This window comes from Clostridium sp. JN-9 (assembly GCF_004103695.1).
Lineage (GTDB): Bacteria > Bacillota > Clostridia > Clostridiales > Clostridiaceae > JN-9.
This window is the reverse complement of the sequence record NZ_CP035280.1, coordinates 378,482-399,905: the sequence shown is the minus strand read 5'-3', so window position 1 is coordinate 399,905 and position 21,424 is coordinate 378,482. Positions and strand designations below refer to the sequence as shown.

Genomic DNA, 21,424 nt, shown 5'->3' with positions numbered 1-21,424 from the left:
TTGTCCAACCTTTCTTATGCATATTGCATATTACATAGTATTTCATCTAATGATTTAATAAGATTTTCTATATCTTCTTCAGATATTATTAAAGGAGGCTGAAATGCCAGCACATTTCTGTTCTCTCCATTTTTACCAACTATAATCCCTTTATCCTTAAGCTGTTCAAGGATTATATCTGTTTCTTTAACTGCAGGCTCCATGTTTTCTTTAACTAATTCAGCGCCCATCATTAATCCAAGACCTCTTACGTCCCCGATTATTTTATATTTATCCTTTAGCTTTAATAGACCATCCTTTAGTTTGCTTCCCATAAGCTGTGCTCTTTGGCATAAGTTATACTTTTTGATATAGCTTATGACTGCTCTTCCTGTTGCAGCAGACACAGGATTTCCTCCTAGTGTCGAAGCAGATGGACGGGTAAATGCAGAAGCAATTTCATCTGTAGTTATGTAAGCCCCTATTGGAACTCCATTTCCCAGTGCTTTTGCCATTGTTATTATATCAGGTACTACATCATAATTCTCAATGGCAAACATTTTACCAGTTCTGGCAAACCCAGTCTGAACTTCATCAATAATAAGTAAAATGCCATATTTATTCAATACCTGTTTTAATGCCTTAAAATATCCTTTAGGCGGAGTTATTATGCCTCCATTACCTTGGATTGTTTCAGCTATCATAGCAGAAACTCTGCCTGAAGTGTGGTTCTTTATAGTTTTTTCCACTGCCTCAACACATTCCATACCGCATTCACCACAGGAATTTTTAAATTTACACCTATAGCAATAAGCATTTGGCACAAAATGAATTCCTCCCACAGGGTTAGAATCTGTTCTCCACATTCCAATACCAGTTACACTCATGGTTAGCTTTGTCCTTCCATGAAGCCCATTATTTAAAGCCAGTATTTCACTTTTATTTGTATATAATGATGCAGCAAGCAATGCTCCTTCATTAGCCTCTGAACCTGTTCCGCAGAAGAAACTTCTTTTTAAATCGCCAGGAGTTACCTGGCTCAGCTCTTCTGCTAGATTTACCATGGGCTCAGTAAGATAAATAGTTGAGGTATGCTGCAATGTTTTCATCTGATCAATTGTTTTTTCAAGGATTTCAGCATTGCAGTGACCGCAGTTCATTACAGAAACTCCTGAATAAAAATCTAAGTATTTTTTTCCTTCACTATCATATAAATACTGCATTTCACCTTTAACAATTTCAGGCGGATTTTTATAAAAATGATTTGAGCAGGGAACTAAATATTTGTTTCTTTTCTCCATTGTAATGTGTGGTCCTAAGTAAGTATTATTCATAAGCTCATCCCCTTAATTATAATTCAGAGCTTGAAAACTCTGACCTCTATTTGTTATATCTTTTAATAATTCAGATCTATCATTAGAATTATTGCCATCTAAAGCCTGCCTGTAAATCTTAACTACTTGTCCTAAAACTCCATCATTATAATGCTGCCCTTCAATTCTTACTGCCCTTACCCCTAAATTTGACAATTCATCAATTAACCCAATAAGGCATATATCTTTCCCAGACAGTATATGATTTCTGCAGTATTGATCAGTATAAACAGGATGTTTAAATCCTTTCTCATCTACAAGCTCTTTTAATTCCTTTTCACAGTATTTTAAGCACCAGTCTTTTGATGTAGTATTGTGTTCACCGGCATAAACACAGTGCTCCATATACATTACTGTAGGAGCTCCCTGTACTATAACTTCCAATGGAGTCTTAGTATTTAAAAGCATTTCCTTTAGAGCATCAGCTGTTGATTCAACAGATACTGTTACTCTCTTAATTCCTTCCTCTTCATAGAATTCAGCAGCTTTAGTGTTATAACAATTAAGTGAAAACTCTCCAATCATCTTTAAATCATCGTTTTTAAATTCCTCTGCGGCCCCTATATTAGTTACTATTATTCCTTCAATTCCAGCCTTTTTATAGAATTTCATCATTGCAGAATAATCAGTAAACTGTCTTGGAAACATCATTTGTGGAAGAGTTATATAAACCTTTTTATTATCAGCATACTTAACAGCTTCCTCTATCTGTGCTTTGGAAAATGGTCTGTCGCATCTAAATACGTCACCTGGAATATATATTTCATCTGCACCATTATCAACAGCTGACTTAAAGGATTCTATATTATTTACCTTTACTGTTAATAATGGTTTATTATTAAGCTTTTTTTCTGTTTTAAACTTTTCCTTTAGTTCATGTAACTTTTCATTATTTACTTCAAATTCTTCAACGGCCCTGCTGAATATTTTAGGTTCTCTTGATGCATCAAATTCTATGTTATTAATTCCAGGTACCTTGAAAGCATATGCAGTGGATAAATTTCTTGTTCTGTCTTCCTGAAGTTTTAAAGCTTCATCATCCACATAGTAGCCCGTAGGATCTTCAATATATCTGTCTATGGCTTTTCCATATTTATTTATGAGCTGAATTAAATAACCACTGCTCCTCATTCTTCCTTCAATTTTAAATGAGCATACTCCTGCATCAATTAGATCAGGCAGATGTTCATACATACACATGTCCTTTACAGCCAGATAATCTTTAAATTTCTCCTGTGAATCCTGTCCAAATTTATAAGGCCATCTGCATGGTTTAAGACACAACCCTCTATTACTGCTTTTCCCAAACAGCATTCCGCTATAGAAGCATTGACTTCCATGGACTGCACACATATCTCCATGGATGAAATATTCAAATTCCATATTAGTATCCTTTGAAAGTCTTTTGATGGTTTCCAGACTCATCTCTCTTGAAGTTACTACTCTTGATATTCCCATTTTATAAAGGGCATCTATGATTTGCTTGTTATGAACATTCATCATAACACTAGAATGAATTGGAATAGTTATACCCATTTCCTCAATTAATCGTACTGCGCCTAAATCCTGTACAATAAATCCATCTGGTTTCACAGTGTCAAGAAAGCTCAGATATTCCCTGGAGCCTTCTATTTCAGTGTTGTTCATCATATTATTAAATGTGATATATACTTTTTTTCCTAATGAATGAGCCATTAAAACAGCTTGTCTAATTTCATCATTTGACAAATTGTAGTCTTTTCTATGCATTCTCATGTTAAATTGTTTTCCGCCGAAATATACAGCATCAGCACTGCTCTTAACGATTTCAGTAAAATCCTTGAAAGTCCCTGCTGGCGCCAGAAGCTCTATGTTTTTCCCGCAAAATAATCTGCTCATCTATCTTCCCCCACCTATACTTTTTTACATTTATTATCATTTAAAAAGTTCCTATCTATTTTAATCTACTTTACATAATTTATCAACTATACACTTTTATAGAATAATATTGTTACAATATGCACATTATATTTTTAAATAAATTATTTACGCAATAATTGTAAAGCTAAGGAGCTGTAAGATAAAAATGAGAGTTCATGAAAATGTGCAACTAGAAGAAATCAGGCGTGTATATGGTAAAATAAGTCCTTTTGAGCTTAAGAACAAGCTAATTAACCTGGCTGAAGGGCCCAAGAAGAAAAGTATAAATACATTATTAAATGCAGGAAGAGGTAATCCCAACTGGACAGCTTCCTTACCAAGAGAAGCTTTTTTTACATTTGGTCAGTTTGCTGTTTTAGAGACAAAAAGAGTTTGGGAGGACAAAGATCTTGCAGGTATGCCAAGCAGACCAGGAATAGCTGAAAGATTAAATGATTATTTGACTAAAAATACCACACTTCCTGGAATAGAACTGATAAAAAAAATAGTTGAATATGGATCAGATAAGGGATTTAATGCAGACAAATGGGTTTTTGAGTTAGCTGACGGCATAATTGGAGACAATTATCCTGTGCCTGATCGTATGCTCCTTCATATTGAAAAAGTGGTTCAGGATTACCTGATTAAAGAAATTGGCTATGACAGCACATCAGAGGACAATTTCAATATATTTGCCGTTGAAGGTGCAACTGCAGCCATGTGTTATATTTTTGATTCATTAATTGCCAATAAGCTTTTAAAGATTGGGGACAGTGTTGCAATTATGACTCCCGTTTTTACACCTTATTTGGAAATTCCCCATCTGGAAAGATATAATTTTTCAATCACTGAAATAAAGGCTTCAAATTACGAAAGCGGCATAAATATGTGGCAGTATGACAAATCAGAAATAGAAAAGCTTTGTAATAAAGATATTAAAGCTTTATTTGTTATAAATCCCAGCAATCCTCCATCTGTTTCAATAAAGCCTGAAACCATAAATGAGCTGGTGAAAATTGTACATGAGCATAATCCTGATTTAATGATTATTTCTGATGATGTATACTGTACCTTTGTTGAAAAATTCCGTTCTCTGGCTGCATACTTACCTTTTAATACAATTGGAGTATACTCATTTTCAAAATATTTTGGAGTTACCGGCTGGAGACTTGGAACTATTGCTATTCATAAAAACAATGTTTTTGATAAATTACTTAAAAATCAAAGTGCAGAAGATAAAAATGAGCTTAACAAAAGGTATGAAGCTCTTTCTACAAACCCTGAAAAAATATGCTTTATTGACAGAATTGTAGCAGACAGCCGCCAGGTTGCTTTAAATCATACTGCAGGCCTATCAACCCCGCAGCAGGTTCAAATGGCATTTTTCTGTATATTTGCTTTAACAGATAAGGAAAATAATTATAAAAAGCTTACACAAAATATCTGTCATCATCGTGAGGAGCTTTTATATAAAGGTCTTCATATGGAGTTAAAGCATAATCCTTATGATGCAGCCTATTATACAGAATTTGATCTTCTTCAGTGGGCTGGTGAAACCTTTAATAAAGACTTCGCAGATTATCTTCAGAAAAACCATAAGCCTGTTGATATACTTTTAAGGTTAGCAGAGGAATCATCAATTGTATTATTAAATGGCGGTGGATTCCACGCACCTGAATGGTCCATAAGAATTTCACTGGCTAATCTGAAAGATGAATCCTATTTGAAAATTGGTGAATACCTTCATAAAATCCTAGAGGATTATGTTTTATCCTGGGAAAATGAGAAAAATAAAATCGTACGGAAATCTTCACTTTTATAATATGATTTTTGTAATTTACTTCCTCTATTATAGAATTAACAGTTCTAAATTTGAGGAGGTTTTTTTATGGATCAGACTTCATTATACAAAAATAGACATAAAAGAAATTTAAGATTCCCATTTAGAAAAGTCATTTTAGTCTTTCCAGCTATGTTGATTTTAATTGCAGCAGTTATGATTGTACACTCATTTAGTGAAAGTAACAAAATACATAGTCATGATCTTCAGGATAAAATATACAATTCCATGTTAAATAAAGATAACAGACTTAAAGCATATAACAAGGCAGTCTCTCTCAATCAAGGCTATTCTGCTAATACATGTGTTTATTTTTTGTCTGAAGTTTTAAGGATGAATGGTGAAAAAATAGATGATAATATTTGTAATACTACTGAACTTCTAGGTATAATGAAAAGAGAAGGCTGGAAAAAGGAAATGGATTATAAAAAGCTGCAGCCGGGAGATATCTGCTTTACCACAGATGAAAAACTAAGCAGCAGTGGCATTCCAACTCATACTTATATATTTATGGCATGGAAGGATACGGGTAAGTATGACTATGCCTATGTATGCGATAATCAGGCTAAGGATTATGACGGTAAAATATATCATCTTAGAAACATTTCCAAGGTTGAAACTATAAAGGGAAATATAAAAGAGCCTTTCAGTTTTTTTATATACAAAAATAAATGATTATTTTTTAATTGGGGGGACTTATATTTATGGATACTCATAATGTGCTGGTTGTTGATGATGAAAAGGAAATAAGGGATGCCATTGAAGTATATCTAAGAAGCACTGAGAATATTAATATCATTAAAGCCGGAGATGGATTGGAAGCCTTAGATTCTTTAGAAAATAATGAAATCCATGTAATAATATTGGATGTAATGATGCCAAAACTGGATGGAATAAGAACATGCATGAAGATAAGGGAAAAAAGGAATATTCCTATTATAATGCTGTCTGCAAAAAGCGAAGAAACGGACAAAATATTAGGCTTAAACATAGGAGCAGATGACTATATAACAAAACCCTTTAACCCTATGGAGCTGGTAGCAAGGGTAAAGTCCCAGCTTCGAAGATATATTGATTTGGGGAATTATAATAAAAAAGCAAATGATGAAGAAGTTGTAATTGATCAGCTAATTATTAATAAAATCAGCCATACTGTTACATTGGAGGGCAATAAAGTTAAACTTACACCAATAGAATATGACATATTACTGCTGTTGGCTGAAAATCGGGGCAGAGTTTTCTCTTCTGAGGAACTTTATGAAAGAGTATGGGATGAGCCTGCATTTAAAACAGAAAATACAGTTTCCGTCCATATAAGAAGACTTAGAAAAAAAATAGAAATAAATACAAAGGATCCAAGATATATAAAAGTTGTGTGGGGAGTTGGATATACAATTGAAAAATAAATTTGTTAGTCATCCTAAACTATGGAACATGGTGGAAAAAGCTGTACTTCTGCTTCTTATTATTTCTGCATTTCTTCTCATTGAAATATACAGCAGTATAAACAGTATTAATAAAAAAAATAATGAAATAAATTCAATGAATTCAACTTTATCAGCTACTAAGCAAAAATTATCCTATATAAAAAAAGATGAAGGTTCAATAAGCAATGCTAACTGGATTAATTATGATTTATGGGTAAAACAATGTGCAAGTATTGGGAATTCATATATATATGACAAAACCAATAACTTAAAAATATTATCAGAAAAATCTCAGGATGAACTTAACAATATTAGCAGGGAATTTAAAATTTCTATTGGTAATTATGATTATAGTAAAATTGTAAAATTTATTATTATCGATAAAAGTAAAAATACATTTATAACCAACGACACTGAAAATATTGATTTAATAAAAAATGATTTAAAATTATTTCAGCAGGAAACCGGCGATTTGTACAAGTATGTATCTGGCAAAGGTAAGTGGTATAATTTATCTTACAATTCAGATGGTGCTCCTGCAAGCAGATATGGCAGTAATCATTCAATAATTAATTCCAGTAATTATGTGGAAGCCTATTGGTTCCCTAATAATTATTCTTATTCAAATGAAGATGAACCTGTTCTAAAGAATATTTTGCAGGCAGCACAGAATAATTATAATAGTGAGATCAGCTCTATAAATGAAAGTGTTTCAAATACAAGAAACAGCATTACAAGAGATAAAATGTACATTGCAATGTATTCTGCAATACTTTTTCTTATTTTAATGGTACTGTACTTCCTTGGTGAAGAAAGATTTATCCGTGGTTTGAAAAATAACTTTATGATTAAGTTTTTTAAGACAATAAATCAATGGTTCGAAAATAGAACTACTCTTTTTAAAATTACAGTTTATTTTCTTTTTACACTTTCTGTAATAATGGCATTATGGCTTATGTATAATCACGGTATGATAGTTATTCTGCTTCCCCTGGTATTATTCTATGCCATAGTAATATTGCCCAAAATCATCAGGTTCAGCAGATACATTGATGAAATAATACAAGGCACAGCAAAAATAACCAGTGGTGAACTAGACTATGTTATAAGGGAAAATGGTGACAGATCCTTAGCATGTCTAAGTCATAATATAAACAAAATAAACAAGGGCTTTAAAGTATCTATTGAGGATCAGATAAAAAATGAAAAATTAAAAAGCGAATTAGTTGCTAATGTATCTCATGATTTAAAAACTCCCCTGACATCAATAATAAATTATACTGATATTTTACTTAGAGAGAATATTTCCGAAGAAGAAAAAAAAGAGTTTTTAAATATTTTAAATAGGAAAAGTATAAAACTTAAGACTCTAATTGAAGATTTATTTGAAATATCTAAAATAAATAGCGGAAAGCTGGAATTAAATAAAAAAAATGTGGATGTTATAGAGCTTATTAATCAATCCATATCAGAGTATTCAGACTCAGAAGTATATTCATATAAAAAAATAGTATTTATAGTAAAGTCTTTTGCAAAAAAAATTGAAATGAACTTAGATGGCAACAGAATGTCTCGTGTTTTTGAAAATCTAATAACTAATGCTCTAAAATATTCTCTTGCAAACACAAGAGTATATGTTGATATTGATGATATTCATAAGGGAATTAAAATAAGCTTTAAAAATGTTTCCTCCGCGCCCCTTGATTTTGATAAAAAAGAAATATTTGAAAGATTTACAAGAGGGGATATTTCCAGAAGCTCTGATGTGGATGGCAATGGATTAGGCCTGGCCATTGCAAAAAGTATAGTTGAGCTCCATGGTGGAATTATGTACATCGATTTTGATGGAGATTTGTTTAAGGCTATTACTGAACTCTATTATTAATATAAAATTCCATCCACAATGTTAGAGTAAATTTATTTATATGGTATCTGAATATTAAATTCAGTTAATTCCGAACTGCTGTTTATGGTAATTTTACCATTACATTTATTTATTATTTCTTTTACTATGCTTAAACCAAAACCTCTTTCACCATCTACATTGCCCTTAGTGCTGAAACCAGCTTTAAAAATCTTATTCATTATGTCACATGGAATTTCAGGTCCGTTATTGCTTATGTTAATTACCACACCATTATGAACATTGTAGCTTTTAAATTTAATTATAGGATTTTTTACTCCTTTAAGAGCATCTAGTGAATTCCTAATAATATTAGATAATACTTTTAACAACTCGTCATCATTTATTGATAAATTGTTATAATCTGCTGTATCAAGAACAATTAAATCTATATCAGATGAAGAAATGGGGGTTAAAATTGAGCTTATTAATGGAGATGCTTGTACATTAACATACACAGAGGTATTCAGGGCCTGATTTCTTTCAACAATATTCTTAAGCATGTCACCAAGTCTGTCAAATCTGCCAAGCTGATACAAGCCATATAATCCGCTTATTTCACTTCCATAATCATGCTTTACTTTTCTAAGCTCTGTAATCTTAGCCTTTAAAGCATCATTTAACATATCAGCTTCCTTTGACTTTTCATTTACTCTGGCAAAATAAACTATGGTGAAAACAAAAATCATTAATGCCATTAAATAAAAAATTAATTTAAACATTGAATCTGCACTCCCATCCTGTTCTTGTGCACGCAAAGTGTCCAAAACAATCATAGTATATGTAATAATTATGAAGAATAGCAGAGAATGGGTATATGTTTTCATAAGTAGAACAGCATTTAAAATATAATCTGCAAATTTAAAAAAGATTATATATACAAACCACGATGGCAGAAATACAAAAATAATCATTTGAAAATCACTAGATAAACTTAGCTTAATGGAAGATACAACATATTTATAAAAGGCAAAAAAAAAGTAGGAAGATATTACAATTACTGAATAAACTGTTCCAAATCCAAGTATAGCATCAATGATAGATTTTCTATAGAAAATTATACATAAAATTAAAACCCCAATTACCATTATTAAATTTGCATATGGTCCATTATTATTAAAGCCAAAAAATACAGTCCAGACTAAAATAGTGACATTCAAAATAATAAAGTTAATTTTAGAAATCTTATTTTCTTTTGATGCAATACTGTTGCAGGTCCACACTATCAAAAATGATTGAAAAATTGTTGTTATTACTGCTAATATATTTAATATAATTTTAATCATACCTTCCTAAAATAAATTAAGAAAATGTTAACATATTATTATTGTATATTATTTTTCATTATAAATCTATATTTAAGTTACACTAGCCAAACATAATAAAGCACCCAGACTTAACATGTTTATTATAAGCCTGAGTGCTATTCATATTTTATTATTAAAATTGCTGCAGTATTTTTACAATATAACATATTTCGTCATCTGATACTTTAATTTTAAAAGCATCTTCCGTTGATTTTACCGCCTTTTTCACTCTTAAAAAAACTTCATTATTATCTTCAATAAAATCTTTTATATTGTCGAAAATAATCATATCTCCAATGATTATCCTATTTAGCATACATCCAATATGGATAACAAGATTGGATACTTTATCATTTTCTTTTTCCTCCTCTTTTATATCAAGTTCTTTAATTATATTTTTTATGCATTTTATTGCCATATTTGAATTTAAATAAAGTAAATATTTATCAAACATTATTTTGGCTTTATCATAAATATCCATATCTTTTCTGCTTAAAGCTTTATTTGAAGATATATTAGTATCTATAATATTTATTAATTTTTCTCTGATGTTATCATCAAATAATTCATTAATGGAGAAATATGGCATCTCATTATTACTTGGTTTCATACTTCCAAAGCATGCAATTATGTCATATTTCTGCTTAATTTCATTAAAATACTTTGTATTATTTTCTATAGTCATATAATCCAGAGGTATTATCTCTACCTTTCTAGAGTAATTTTCTCCAATAGTGCTCTTTATTAAATTTCCTGCCATTACACTGCCGCCTTTACCTGTTGCACAAACAGTAATAATTGCCTTTTTCTTACTGAGAACAGCTTCTGAATCTTTACTTGCTAAAGCATTGTAAATTTCATCTAAATTTTCACCTTTAAAAACAACACGCCTTGCTGCTTCTAGCACTGTAAGCGTTGATACGTTATTAATAGTTCTTACAGGTATTCCGCTTTCCCTTTGAATTTTCTCTCCGAAACTAATTAATGACCCCATGTCTGCCATGATAAGAACACCTTTTCCTTTATTTGAAGCAATTGCAGAAGCCAGACACTTATTATATATTGCAGCCACTTCCGCTTCCAGCGGCATATCAATTGCTTTCACTAGATTTATGTTTAGTAAGGAGTTGCATACATTTACCATACTTGTAGCTGTACTTTCACCATGGCATATAACTATAATTCCAACATTATCATTATCTTTTTTTTCAACAATATTATTTGCCAGTAAAATTGTCATAAAACCTTTTTCATCTTCCGGTATATCTACATTAAATTTAACACTTAATTCACTTACAAAACGATCAGAAAGGTTAAATTCTTCCTCATATCTGGATTTTATCTCCTGTAGGTTAGGATTATAAATTGGCTTTCCCTGCTTAAGTCTCTCCATTAGTGATTGTATATGGAAAGCAAGCCCAGTCACCATTTTATTATTAAAACGGACTTTAAATTCATAGGGAATATTATTAATTAATTCAACAGCTTCATCTACATATTTTCTGTTTAATATTTTATATAATTGATTTAAATGCAAATTGCTTATACTAAGCTTATTTATAACTCTATTAAAAAAGTTTTCAATAAGTTTATTAATTTCTAACTCAATTTCCCTTTCACTATAGCCTTTTTTCTTAAGTTTGTCTGATGTTTCAGATATAATATCATAAATATTTTCATCTAAAGGATTGTTATTTATAACTTTAAGTTTTTCAGAAGGAGATATTAATATATCCTCATTAAAGCCATCCAGAAAATTCTATAGCTTATCATCTACTTTGTTATTAAATGCGTATTCCTTTATATCTTTAGACAGCATATTAAATTCTACCCTTAATGATACATTATTTTGAAGATGCTGTAAAAAGGTTTTAGCACATAACAATTTCACTTCTGAATTTAATTGTCCTATGTTCCCTTTAAACTCATATACAGATAAACACTTAAGTACCCTGGAAGAGATTTTTAAAGGCATTTTAAGTCTTATGGATTCCTCATAAAATAGTTTTTCAATTATCTCTATGCGCTCTCCAATATCCCTTTCCTTTAATGAAGGAAGTTTTATTACTACTGGTATTCTTCTAAGAAAAGTAGTCAAAAGAACATTGTCTGGATTTTCTGTAGTAGCTGCAATAATCAAAACATTACTCTTTTTTGTATTCTGAGTTTCACCCAGTCGATGGTATTCTCCCCTGTCAATAAGGGAAAACAGCATTTCCTGGCCATCAGGAGGAAGTCTATGAATTTCATCCAAGAATAATATGCCTCCATCTGCCTTTTCCACAAGACCACATTTTTCAGAATCTGCACCAGTAAAAGCACCTTTAACATGACCAAATAATTGCGGAAGCAGCAGCTGAGGATTGTTAAAATAATCCGAACAATTAAAAGAAACAAATGGAAAATCCTTAGCTGATTTCTTTTTATTGATTAATGCATAGTTATACATTGAATTAGCAAAAGTTGTTTTACCAACACCGCTTTCTCCCAATATTAATGTGTGAAGACCGTTAGGAGGATACATAATGGCTGCTTTTGCCTGATTTATCTGGCTTTTAATACTTGCATTATATCCCACTAGTAAATTAAAAGGATCTTCCTTTAATTCACTGTTTTTTTCGCTTGAAATAATTTTTATTAAATCATCTGAGGTTATTTTGGCTTCACCACTTTTAATGTATTTGCTAAAATTCCTGGCACTTACAAACCTTACTGGTCTTCCTTCAATTTTTATTAATTTTCCATCTTTCCACAGCTCATTTAAAAATGTACTGGCATTATTCCTTACTATACCCAGTTTTTCTTCAATTTCTAATGCATCTACGCCTATAGATTTGTCTACATTTTCTTTTATATTATCAATACTACAGCTATTTTCTATATAATTATTTATTAAATCAATATTCTTCATTATTACCACCTATTCTACTAAGTTTACTTTTTAGGCTTAACCGTTTTATACTTTTCAAGTATTTTAGAAGCCGGTATATTCTTACTGGCTTTACTAAGCATAAGTGTGAAAATAAAACATGTAAAAATCAAAGTAAAATTCCAATGAAATATTGTAAATACGAAAAGTATCAAATCTAATAGCACAAGAGCATAAAATGCCTTGGATTTCATAATAAGATTTCTCCTTTCTATAAGATGATATTAAAACAGAATTTAGACAATTAACTTTAAACCATATAAAAATTGATTATAGAGAAAGCTTTGAACTATGAAGTTAATATATAGAACAAAGCTTTCTTCATTTTATTTTATTGTGGAATTAATGTTGCTATTTATTTATCTTTACATCCTTAGGATATTTCCATGCTGTAAACTCACTAGCAGGTATTACCTTTGGCTCTTTTCCTCCATTAATAACAAGTGCTCCGTAATAAATTTCAGCCACCTCTTCAACATAAAACGCCTTAAGAAGAGCCTTTTTTATATCACTGCTATCTACTGTAACAACTCCATGCTGTTCAAGTAAGCAGGCATCACCATGCTTTAATGGTTCTATAATGCTTTCAGCTAATTCCTTTGTTCCTGGTCTTCCATAAGGTGCAACTTTAACTACACCGCCATAAACCATTGCTTCATATACCATAGGAGGTATTTCTTTATTTAATACGGCAAAAGTAGTTGCAAAGCGTGAGTGTGTGTGTACTACTGATATTACTTCTGGTCTACATTTATAAGCTTCTAAATGCATAAATACTTCACTGGTAGGTTTAACATCAGTTTCAATTTCAATTACATTACCATTCATATCTACAACACATATATCATGATAAGTTAATTCCTCCCTTGGTACTCCAGTAGGTGTTACAAGAACATATCCTGTTTCTTTATCTCTAATGCTGAAATTACCTGAACCATGCTTGCATAGCCCTTTTCTATCTGCTTCCTGAGCAACTGCAACAACTTGTTTTTTTAAATTTTCTAACATAATATCCTACCTTTCTTTATAGAAAATATTAAAATTACTAATTTTGTTTTTCTGCTAATGCTTTTTCTTTTGCTGACATAAATTTAAAGTACCAAACAGCTAATGCCAAATAACCTATCAAAATAATAAATCCAACTATATCTCCATTTATTATATTAGCACCATGTGCCATTATCCATCTAAACTCTGGTGATTCTAATCCGAACCATGTAATCAGCTGACCCTGTGGGATATTAGCCGCATGTACTGAACGTGCAAGGTTAGTGATCAATGGGGCAAAACTTGATGAAACGCCTAAATATACAGGAGTTACTATAATGCCAAGTATTATCATTCTAAGTAGATTGCCTCCGGTTATTACTACCGCTACAGCACCAAAACAAATATTTACTATTCCTCCTAAAGGTAATACATTATTTACTCCCATTTTTGCCATTATAAGTGCAATAACTAATTCAAAAGGTACTAAAACTATTTCTGCCACCCATAATTCAGGAATACCTGCTAAAACTGGCCAGTCAAGTCCAATATAAAATTCTCTTCCTTTAAATCTTTTCTTCATGAAGTCTCCTGCTGCATCAGCAATTGGAGATAGTGCCTGCATAAATAATTTTGCAACCATTGGAAACAATACTAAGGAAGTGGATACCTGCATAGCAGTATTTAATATCCCTTTTACATCATAATTTGCAAATGCTGCTATTAGACCACCAACAATAAATCCCATTACGCTGTTTTCACCGAATATACCTATCTTTTCCTTCATTGTACGAGCATCAACTTTTAAATTCTTTAACCCAGGAATAAAATCCAGGAGCCTGTTTAAAGGTGCAAGAATTATTCCTTGAAGCATTAAGGCATGTGGACATGCTATTCCTGGTATCTTAGTGAGTTCGTACATTTGTTTTTGAGTAACATCTGCACTTTTAAGTTCAAATACAACTTGAATAGCTGCCACTACAAGTCCTAAAACTATACTATTTGTAATAGATGATACTATAACTGCGGTTAATATTTTAGTCCATACATTCCATAAATCTACATTAAGACAGTTTGTCCAATTTAATACCAGCATAACTATATTTATTATTATTTGAATTGGAAATAATAATAATGCATATGGCCATGCCCATGCTATTGCTGACAATGGTGACCAACCAACATCTATTGCATTAAGCTGAATGCCTGTATTCTTAACAAATGCAGTTGCTGCAGGGCTGATGGAATTTAACATAAAGCTTAAAACTACATTCATTCCTGTAAAAGCTACTCCTAATGTTAAACCTGCAAGTATTGCTTTCTTTGTTTTCATGCCCATAATAAGACCAATTATTATCATTACTACAGGTAAAAATATTGCTGCACCTAAATTTAGTATATAGTGAATTATTACTGAACCCATAATAGTTCCCCCTTAATTTTGTTATTATAATAACTATTTTTTTAATAACTCTTTTAATTTTTCATATTCCTGATCCATTCCTATTCCCGTTAAGAAAGGTATTCCGCTTAACACAGGAACTTTAAATTCATCTTTATTTGTTGGAACAATAGAAACATATATGTCACATTGATTGATAACACTTTCAAGTGATTTAATGTCAACTGCATCTACAGCTGCATTTATATTATCATCCTCCAGTAACCTTGAAATTTTTGAGGCAACAGCCTGAGATGTTGCTACTCCTGATCCACATGCTACAATTATTCTTTTCATAATAATTCCTCCTAATTTTATATTTATATTTAATTATTTAACACATTTGATAATAATTTTATTATTTCACTCTTTGAAGCTGCATTGTATATTCCAAGTAAAGCATTTCTATTTGAAAATATGGACATAAGTTTACTTAATGTTTTTACCTGTTCATCAGGGTTTTTAATGGCAAGCATAAATATTAATTTAGCTTCCACATCATTTACACCATTAGCCATCTCTTTAAAACTAACAGGTTCCTTTAGTTTTGCTACAAGAATTGCCGGCTTTTCAACATGTTTTGCATCTGTATGAGGTATTGCAACTTTAACACCTTCAGTATTTAATCCTGTAGGGAAAACTTTTTCTCTATCAATTATGGCCTGAGTATATGATTCCTTTACGTACCCTTTTTCCCTCAGTATACCAGATAAACCCTTTAGAACTTCTTTGCTGGTTTTTGCTTCATAACTTAATATAACTAATTCTTCATGTAACAAGTTATTGTTATTCTCCATGTCTTCTTATCTCCTTTTAAACATTTTTAATTGCACTTATATTTATAGCAATAATTATGCCAATGCAGTGCATAGGCCTGAACTTCTTAAGTTTACTTAATGTTATAAAAAAACTATGCACTATTTTTAAATTATAAAAACAGTGCATAGTTTACTATTTATTTTATGATAAAACAGGTCAGTTCATTTTTTAATCCAAATAATTTATTATCCATGAACACCATAAAAAAATATTCATATAATAAATGGATAGAATATTTTTTGAAAGGATAATTATGAGAGAAGATATTGAAGTAACTAACTTTCCCCCTTACCAATATCCTGTAATGTGTCCAATGATGATGTTTAGAATTGATGATGATGAGGACTTTGAAAGAAAAATACCGCCGCCACCTCCACCAAAGCCTTTTACACCACCACCTCCTCATACCGTAAAGCCGCCGGTTTATACACCACCGCCTGTGGAAAAACTTAAGATACAGCCAAGTATTGAGCCAGCAAAAATGCAGTTAGATATACAGCCCAATATGGAACCGCAAAACATGAAATTAAATATTCAGCCCAGTATTGAACCACAAAACATGGAATTAAATATACAGCCTAAAATGGATCCTTCAAAGATGCAGCTGGATATCGAACCAAATATACAGCCCAAAGTGGAACCAAGCAATATAGAACTGAATATACAGCCTAAAATGGGTTCTGTAATAATGGAGCCCATAAAGCTGCAATTAAAAATAGAACCTATAATGGATCCGGCAAAAATGCAGTTATATATACAGCCAATTATGCCTCCAGTACAGCAGCCCATACAACAGCCTATACAGCCGCCAATGATTCAGGAGCCTGTATCGCCTTGTCCTATGATGATGCCATGTCCAATGATGACACCATGCCCAATGGATTATCATTCGCCACAAGGTGAAAAATATATATGTCCAATGAAGATGAATAAGTATTATCATAAGAGAAGTGATGACTTCTAGTTATATTAAAAATGGGGCTGTTGCACTAAAATAATTGGTGCGGCAGCTTTTTTACATAAAAATAAATCTTCCACTCGAAAGAGTGAAAGATTTATAGTAAAATTAACATATGAGAAAATACATTAATTCACACAAAAATTATACTTTATATCGTGGAAATTATCAATTAAAACTTCCATTAAATATTGAGTACATGATTCCCAATAATGATTCAGTGCGTTTGCTAAGTCAATTTGTAGAGGAGATGGATTTAACAGATTTATATTCGACTTATTCCCGAATAAGGGAAAATCAGGCTACGCCACGTCAGATGCTGAAGATTGTACTTTACTCCTATATGAATCATAATTATTCATCAAGAGCAATGGAGCTATCCTGCAAAAGAGATGTAAATTTCATGTACCTTTTAGAAGGTTCACCAGCACCAGATCATTCTACTTTTGCAAGATTTCGTAGTATTCATTTTGCCCCGTGCTCAGAAACAATAATGGCTGAAATGTCAAATTTTCTTTATGAGATTGGAGAAATATCAGGAGATACTATATTTATTGATGGTACAAAGATAGAGGCATGTGCTAACAAGTATACTTTCGTCTGGAAAAAAGCAGTTTCAAAAAACCTGGAGAGATTACTTTCTAAATTAGCTGATTTTGTAGCCGAATGTGAGGAATTGTATGGAATAAAGCTTGTATACGAAAACAAAGTAAAAATGAAACATGTAAAAAAGCTACGCAAAAAGCTTTACGCCTTGAAAAAGGAAGAAAATATTGAATTTGTACATGGATGTGGTAAAAGGAAAACTCCTATTCAACGTTCTATTGAAAAACTTGAGGAATACCTTAGAAAGTTAAAAGAATATACACAGAAAATCCATACCTGCGGTAAACGTAATAGCTATTCCAAGACAGATAAAGATGCAACCTTTATGAGGATGAAAGAGGATGCTATGAAAAATGGTCAGTTAAAACCAGGTTACAATGTTCAGAATGGAGTAGATTCCCAATATATAGTATGGGTTACTGTTTGCGATAAGCCTGGGGACACAACAACATTGATTCCATTTATAAAAAGCATGGAGAATTCCTTGTACTTTAAGTATTTTAAAATTGATGCGGATTCAGGTTACGAGAGTGAAGAAAATTATCTTTATATCAAAGAAAATGGACAGCTATCATATATTAAACCAGCAAATTATGAAATATCAAAAACAAGAAAATATAAACATGATATAAGCAGAATAGAAAACATGGATTATACTGAATTGGGCGATTATTATACTTGCAAAAATAATAAGAAACTAACAGTAAATAAAATAGTAAAAAGGAAAAGTAAGACTGGCTATATAAGTGAAAAAACAATCTATACTTGTGAGGACTGCAGTAACTGTGTTTACAAGAGTAAATGCATAAGAGGACATAACTGTAAAACGCCATTAGAAGAAAGGGTTAAAAATCTTGAGACTTCAAAACTATTCAACATGCTTCGCAAAGAGGATCTTGAAAGAATTATAAGTGATGATGGTTGCGAGTTGAGAATGAATCGAAGTATTCAAGCCGAAGGCTCTTTTGGAGAGATAAAACAGGATATGGGATTTCGTAGATATCTATGCAAAGGTAAAAAGAATGTTTTGGCAGAAAGTATTTTGTTAGCAATGGCACATAATATAAATAAGCTACATAATAAAATTCAGTTAGATAGAACTGAAACGCATCTTTTTCCACTTAAAAAAGGTGCATAATTATCAAACTTTAAAATTTTAAAAACTCTGCAAATCAAAAAAAGCCTTAATATGAAAGGCTTATTAAAGTGCGTCTTTTTTTAATTATCAAGCTCATTGGGGACTAAAATATCATTAAATTTTCTATAAAACACAAAAAAAATGCTGCCGCGTTAGCATATTTTTTTATGCTAATGCGACAGCCCCATTTTGTTTACCTTTAATTAAATATGAATTTTTCAATTACATTAGACACACCGTCATCTTCATTACTTTTGGTAATAAAATCAGCTATGCTTTTAATTTCATTCTTTGCATTTCCCATAGCCACACCAAGGCCGCCGTACTGTATCATTTCAATATCATTAACAGAGTCACCTATAGTTATTATTTCTTCTTTTTTAATTCCTAAATACTTTGCAAGCTTCTCAACTCCTGCTGCCTTATTGCAGTTTTTATTCATAAATTCAATCATAAAATCAACGCTCCTAAAAACGCTGTACTCCTGAAATAACTCCTTAGGGATTTGAGGCATTATATCATCTATAACCTGTTTTTCCTGCTCTAAAACTACCTTCAGTATCTCGTCTTCATCATTGACGCCACTAGGAAAATCAACTGTCCTGACTTTTAAATTCAATCTTGTTTCATCAGCAGCAGAAAACCTGCTTCTTATTTTTACTAAATCTTCTTTTTCAGTAAAAGCATGAAAATATGCGTTTAAATTTTTAACTTTACTATAAATATACTTTAAATCTTTTCCTGTCAATACAGCATTTCTGCTCAGTACTGAAAAATCGCTGGTTCTGCATATTACTGCTCCATTAAGACCTATTACATAATCATCTTCACCTGTAAGATGAAGTTCATCTAAATATTTTTTTATTCCCTGAATAGGCCTTCCTGAGGTTAGCACTATTTTTATACCTGATCCTAAGGCCTTTTTAATGCTGATTTTGGTTTTATCTGAAATAGTTTTATCATCTTTTAATAAAGTGCCATCCATATCCATGGCTATAAGCTTATACATATGCAATTTTCATCTCCATTACATTTATAAATTATGAATTTTTCATTATTACACTTTCAACAACATTTGCACCGTCTTCACAAGCATCACAGCACCTTTCAAAATACTCGAAAATATCTTTCCATGTCATCAATTCAACAGGATCCCTTGAATTAATATATAAATTTCTTATAATAGTGGTATATAGCTTGTCTCCATCTTCTTCTAAACCATTTATATTTATTATTAATTTGAGTATACCCTGAGATTTTTTAAAGTTATGAAATTCATTCATTAAAGATTTTAATTCTTTACAGCTCTTTAAAATTATATTTGAAAACTCTATAGCTTCCTGCTTCATAGATTTAATGTTATACATATAAATTTTAACTAAAATATCTTCCACAGCATCTGTTATATCATCAATTCTATGAGCCAGCTCAATAATATCTCCCCTATCAATAGGTGTAATAAATTCTTTAACTAATTTATCCATCATTTCATGCTCTTTTGTATCTGCTGTTCGCTCAATTTCATGCATTTCGTCCTTTTTACTTTCTAATTCAGCAGCATCAAAATTTGATAAAGTTTCATGCAGCAATTCAGCCTCGGCACAGGAGTAATCTACCAGTTCAGATAAAAGTTCAAAATAATCGTTTCCTTTTTTTCTATGCAATTTTAATCACGCCCTTCATATTTTTTATTAAAAAATCCAAATAAAAAACTTTGCCATTAAAAAGCCAACAGCACCGCAGCCTGGAAAAGTAAGAACCCAGGTTAAAACCATATCTTTAACTATGGACCAATTTACAGAGCTTAGTCGTTTTGATGCGCCAATTCCCATTATAGAAGCAGTTTTAGTATGTGTTGTACTAACAGGTATTCCAGTTATTGAAGAAATAAGGAGACATCCAGCTGCAGCTAAATCTGCCGAAAATCCCTGGTATTGCTCTAATTTAACCATATCCATACCTACAGCTTTTATAATTTTATATCCGCCTATAGAGGTACCCAGTGCCATAACTAAGGAACAAAGAGCCATAAGCCACACAGGAATAACAAAATTGCTGACAGTTCCCTGCCCATTAGCTAAAAACATTCCCAGCATGAATACTCCCATAAACTTTTGGCCATCCTGAGCTCCGTGCATAAATGCCATTGCTGCAGCTCCGCAAATCTGAGCTCCTTGAAAAAAATCACTGGTCTTTCTGCGATCAAATCTGCGAAAGATGAGTTCTACGATTTTCACTGTAATAAAGCCCATGATAAATCCTAATCCAGTGGAAAGTATTAATCCATATATTACCTTAATCCATTCTCCGCCGTTAATACCAGCAAGACCTCCCTGAAGAGCAATGGCAGCTCCTGAAATTCCTGCTATTAAGGCATGGCTCTCGCTTGTTGGTATTCCAAAATACCATGCTGCTGTTGCCCATACAACGATTGCAAATAATGCTGCACAAAGGGCAACCAGTGCATTATGAGAATCTCCCCCGAAATCTACCATATTATATATGGTTTCTGCCACATTTGCATTTATCATTGTCATTACCAAAACGCCCAGAAAATTAAATACAGCTGCCATATACACTGCGGACCGTGGTCCCATTGCTCTGGTTGAAACACATGTGGCTATAGCATTAGGTGCATCAGTCCAGCCATTTACTAAAATTACGCATAAAGTCAATATCACTGTTATAAGCAGGGCAGGATTGTCCGTTAATTGTCTTAGAAATTCAGCGAAAGAAATAGTCATATAGAATATCCCCCTTCATGGATATTTTGTTTTACATTACAACATAATTATACTATTACTGCAAAAACTTCACA

The 21,424-nt window shown here is 31.8% G+C and carries 19 protein-coding genes; 6 read left to right on the top strand and 13 right to left on the bottom strand.

The window, feature by feature from the left end; translation table 11 throughout:
- Positions 1-14: 14 nt before the first annotated feature.
- Both EQM05_RS01945 and EQM05_RS01940 read right to left on the bottom strand, forming a co-directional pair.
- Positions 15-1,313, bottom strand: coding sequence for an aspartate aminotransferase family protein (locus tag EQM05_RS01945; RefSeq protein WP_128748428.1), 1,299 nt, complete (start codon positions 1,311-1,313; stop codon positions 15-17).
- Positions 1,314-1,325: 12 nt separating this feature from the next.
- Positions 1,326-3,230, bottom strand: coding sequence for a peptidase U32 family protein (locus tag EQM05_RS01940; protein ID WP_128748427.1), 1,905 nt, complete (start codon positions 3,228-3,230; stop codon positions 1,326-1,328).
- Between the two features lie 187 nt (positions 3,231-3,417).
- Between EQM05_RS01940 and aspD the strand changes: the two genes are divergently transcribed.
- From aspD to EQM05_RS01920, 4 genes are all read left to right on the top strand, one after another.
- Entirely contained in the window at positions 3,418-5,073 is a 1,656-nt protein-coding gene (aspD, locus tag EQM05_RS01935) for an aspartate 4-decarboxylase (RefSeq protein ID WP_128748426.1), read from the top strand.
- A gap of 150 nt (positions 5,074-5,223) precedes the next feature.
- Positions 5,224-5,766, top strand: a complete 543-nt coding sequence (locus EQM05_RS01930) for a hypothetical protein (protein ID WP_128751001.1) — start codon at positions 5,224-5,226, stop codon at positions 5,764-5,766.
- A 29-nt stretch (positions 5,767-5,795) separates the two neighbouring features.
- Positions 5,796-6,497 (top strand): response regulator transcription factor, encoded by a 702-nt coding sequence (locus EQM05_RS01925; protein ID WP_128748425.1) that lies wholly within the window; start codon positions 5,796-5,798, stop codon positions 6,495-6,497.
- The gene (locus tag EQM05_RS01920) at positions 6,487-8,403 is read left to right on the top strand and encodes a HAMP domain-containing sensor histidine kinase (RefSeq protein WP_243108090.1); all 1,917 of its coding nucleotides are present in this window, start codon (positions 6,487-6,489) and stop codon (positions 8,401-8,403) included. Before EQM05_RS01925 ends, EQM05_RS01920 begins: the two co-directional genes overlap by 11 nt.
- 32 nt (positions 8,404-8,435) lie before the next feature.
- Here EQM05_RS01920 and EQM05_RS01915 read toward each other — a convergent pair whose 3' ends face one another.
- The 8 genes from EQM05_RS01915 to EQM05_RS01880 form a co-directional block, all read right to left on the bottom strand.
- Entirely contained in the window at positions 8,436-9,707 is a 1,272-nt protein-coding gene (locus EQM05_RS01915) for an ATP-binding protein (RefSeq protein WP_128748424.1), read from the bottom strand.
- Positions 9,708-9,861: 154 nt separating this feature from the next.
- On the bottom strand, positions 9,862-11,265 hold the full coding sequence (locus tag EQM05_RS01910; protein WP_128748423.1) for a PRD domain-containing protein: 1,404 nt from the start codon (positions 11,263-11,265) through the stop codon (positions 9,862-9,864).
- Between the two features lie 222 nt (positions 11,266-11,487).
- Positions 11,488-12,639, bottom strand: coding sequence for a sigma-54-dependent transcriptional regulator (locus EQM05_RS01905; protein ID WP_128748422.1), 1,152 nt, complete (start codon positions 12,637-12,639; stop codon positions 11,488-11,490).
- A 23-nt stretch (positions 12,640-12,662) separates the two neighbouring features.
- Positions 12,663-12,851: a hypothetical protein gene (locus EQM05_RS01900; protein WP_128748421.1), complete on the bottom strand. Its 189-nt coding sequence runs from the start codon at positions 12,849-12,851 to the stop codon at positions 12,663-12,665.
- Positions 12,852-13,008: 157 nt separating this feature from the next.
- Positions 13,009-13,665 (bottom strand): class II aldolase/adducin family protein, encoded by a 657-nt coding sequence (locus EQM05_RS01895; protein ID WP_128748420.1) that lies wholly within the window; start codon positions 13,663-13,665, stop codon positions 13,009-13,011.
- Between the two features lie 37 nt (positions 13,666-13,702).
- Positions 13,703-15,067 (bottom strand): PTS transporter subunit IIC, encoded by a 1,365-nt coding sequence (locus EQM05_RS01890; RefSeq protein WP_128748419.1) that lies wholly within the window; start codon positions 15,065-15,067, stop codon positions 13,703-13,705.
- A 33-nt stretch (positions 15,068-15,100) separates the two neighbouring features.
- The gene (locus EQM05_RS01885; RefSeq protein WP_128748417.1) at positions 15,101-15,382 is read right to left on the bottom strand and encodes a PTS sugar transporter subunit IIB; all 282 of its coding nucleotides are present in this window, start codon (positions 15,380-15,382) and stop codon (positions 15,101-15,103) included.
- A 29-nt stretch (positions 15,383-15,411) separates the two neighbouring features.
- Positions 15,412-15,882: a PTS sugar transporter subunit IIA gene (locus tag EQM05_RS01880; RefSeq protein ID WP_128748415.1), complete on the bottom strand. Its 471-nt coding sequence runs from the start codon at positions 15,880-15,882 to the stop codon at positions 15,412-15,414.
- Positions 15,883-16,127: 245 nt separating this feature from the next.
- Between EQM05_RS01880 and EQM05_RS01875 the strand changes: the two genes are divergently transcribed.
- Positions 16,128-16,868: a hypothetical protein gene (locus EQM05_RS01875; RefSeq protein ID WP_128748413.1), complete on the top strand. Its 741-nt coding sequence runs from the start codon at positions 16,128-16,130 to the stop codon at positions 16,866-16,868.
- Positions 16,869-16,977: 109 nt separating this feature from the next.
- Positions 16,978-18,606 (top strand): IS1182 family transposase, encoded by a 1,629-nt coding sequence (locus EQM05_RS01870; RefSeq protein WP_128748411.1) that lies wholly within the window; start codon positions 16,978-16,980, stop codon positions 18,604-18,606.
- A 199-nt stretch (positions 18,607-18,805) separates the two neighbouring features.
- Here the strand turns inward: EQM05_RS01870 and EQM05_RS01865 are convergent, their stop codons facing one another.
- From EQM05_RS01865 to EQM05_RS01855, 3 genes are read right to left on the bottom strand one after another with little or no spacing between them, the layout of a single operon-like run.
- Complete coding sequence (locus EQM05_RS01865) at positions 18,806-19,615, bottom strand: Cof-type HAD-IIB family hydrolase (RefSeq protein ID WP_128748409.1); 810 nt, start codon at positions 19,613-19,615, stop codon at positions 18,806-18,808.
- A 31-nt stretch (positions 19,616-19,646) separates the two neighbouring features.
- On the bottom strand, positions 19,647-20,270 hold the full coding sequence (locus tag EQM05_RS01860) for a DUF47 family protein (protein ID WP_128748407.1): 624 nt from the start codon (positions 20,268-20,270) through the stop codon (positions 19,647-19,649).
- Positions 20,271-20,297: 27 nt separating this feature from the next.
- A complete protein-coding gene (locus EQM05_RS01855) occupies positions 20,298-21,350 on the bottom strand; it encodes an inorganic phosphate transporter (RefSeq protein ID WP_128748405.1) in 1,053 nt (350 codons plus the stop codon).
- Positions 21,351-21,424: the final 74 nt, after the last annotated feature.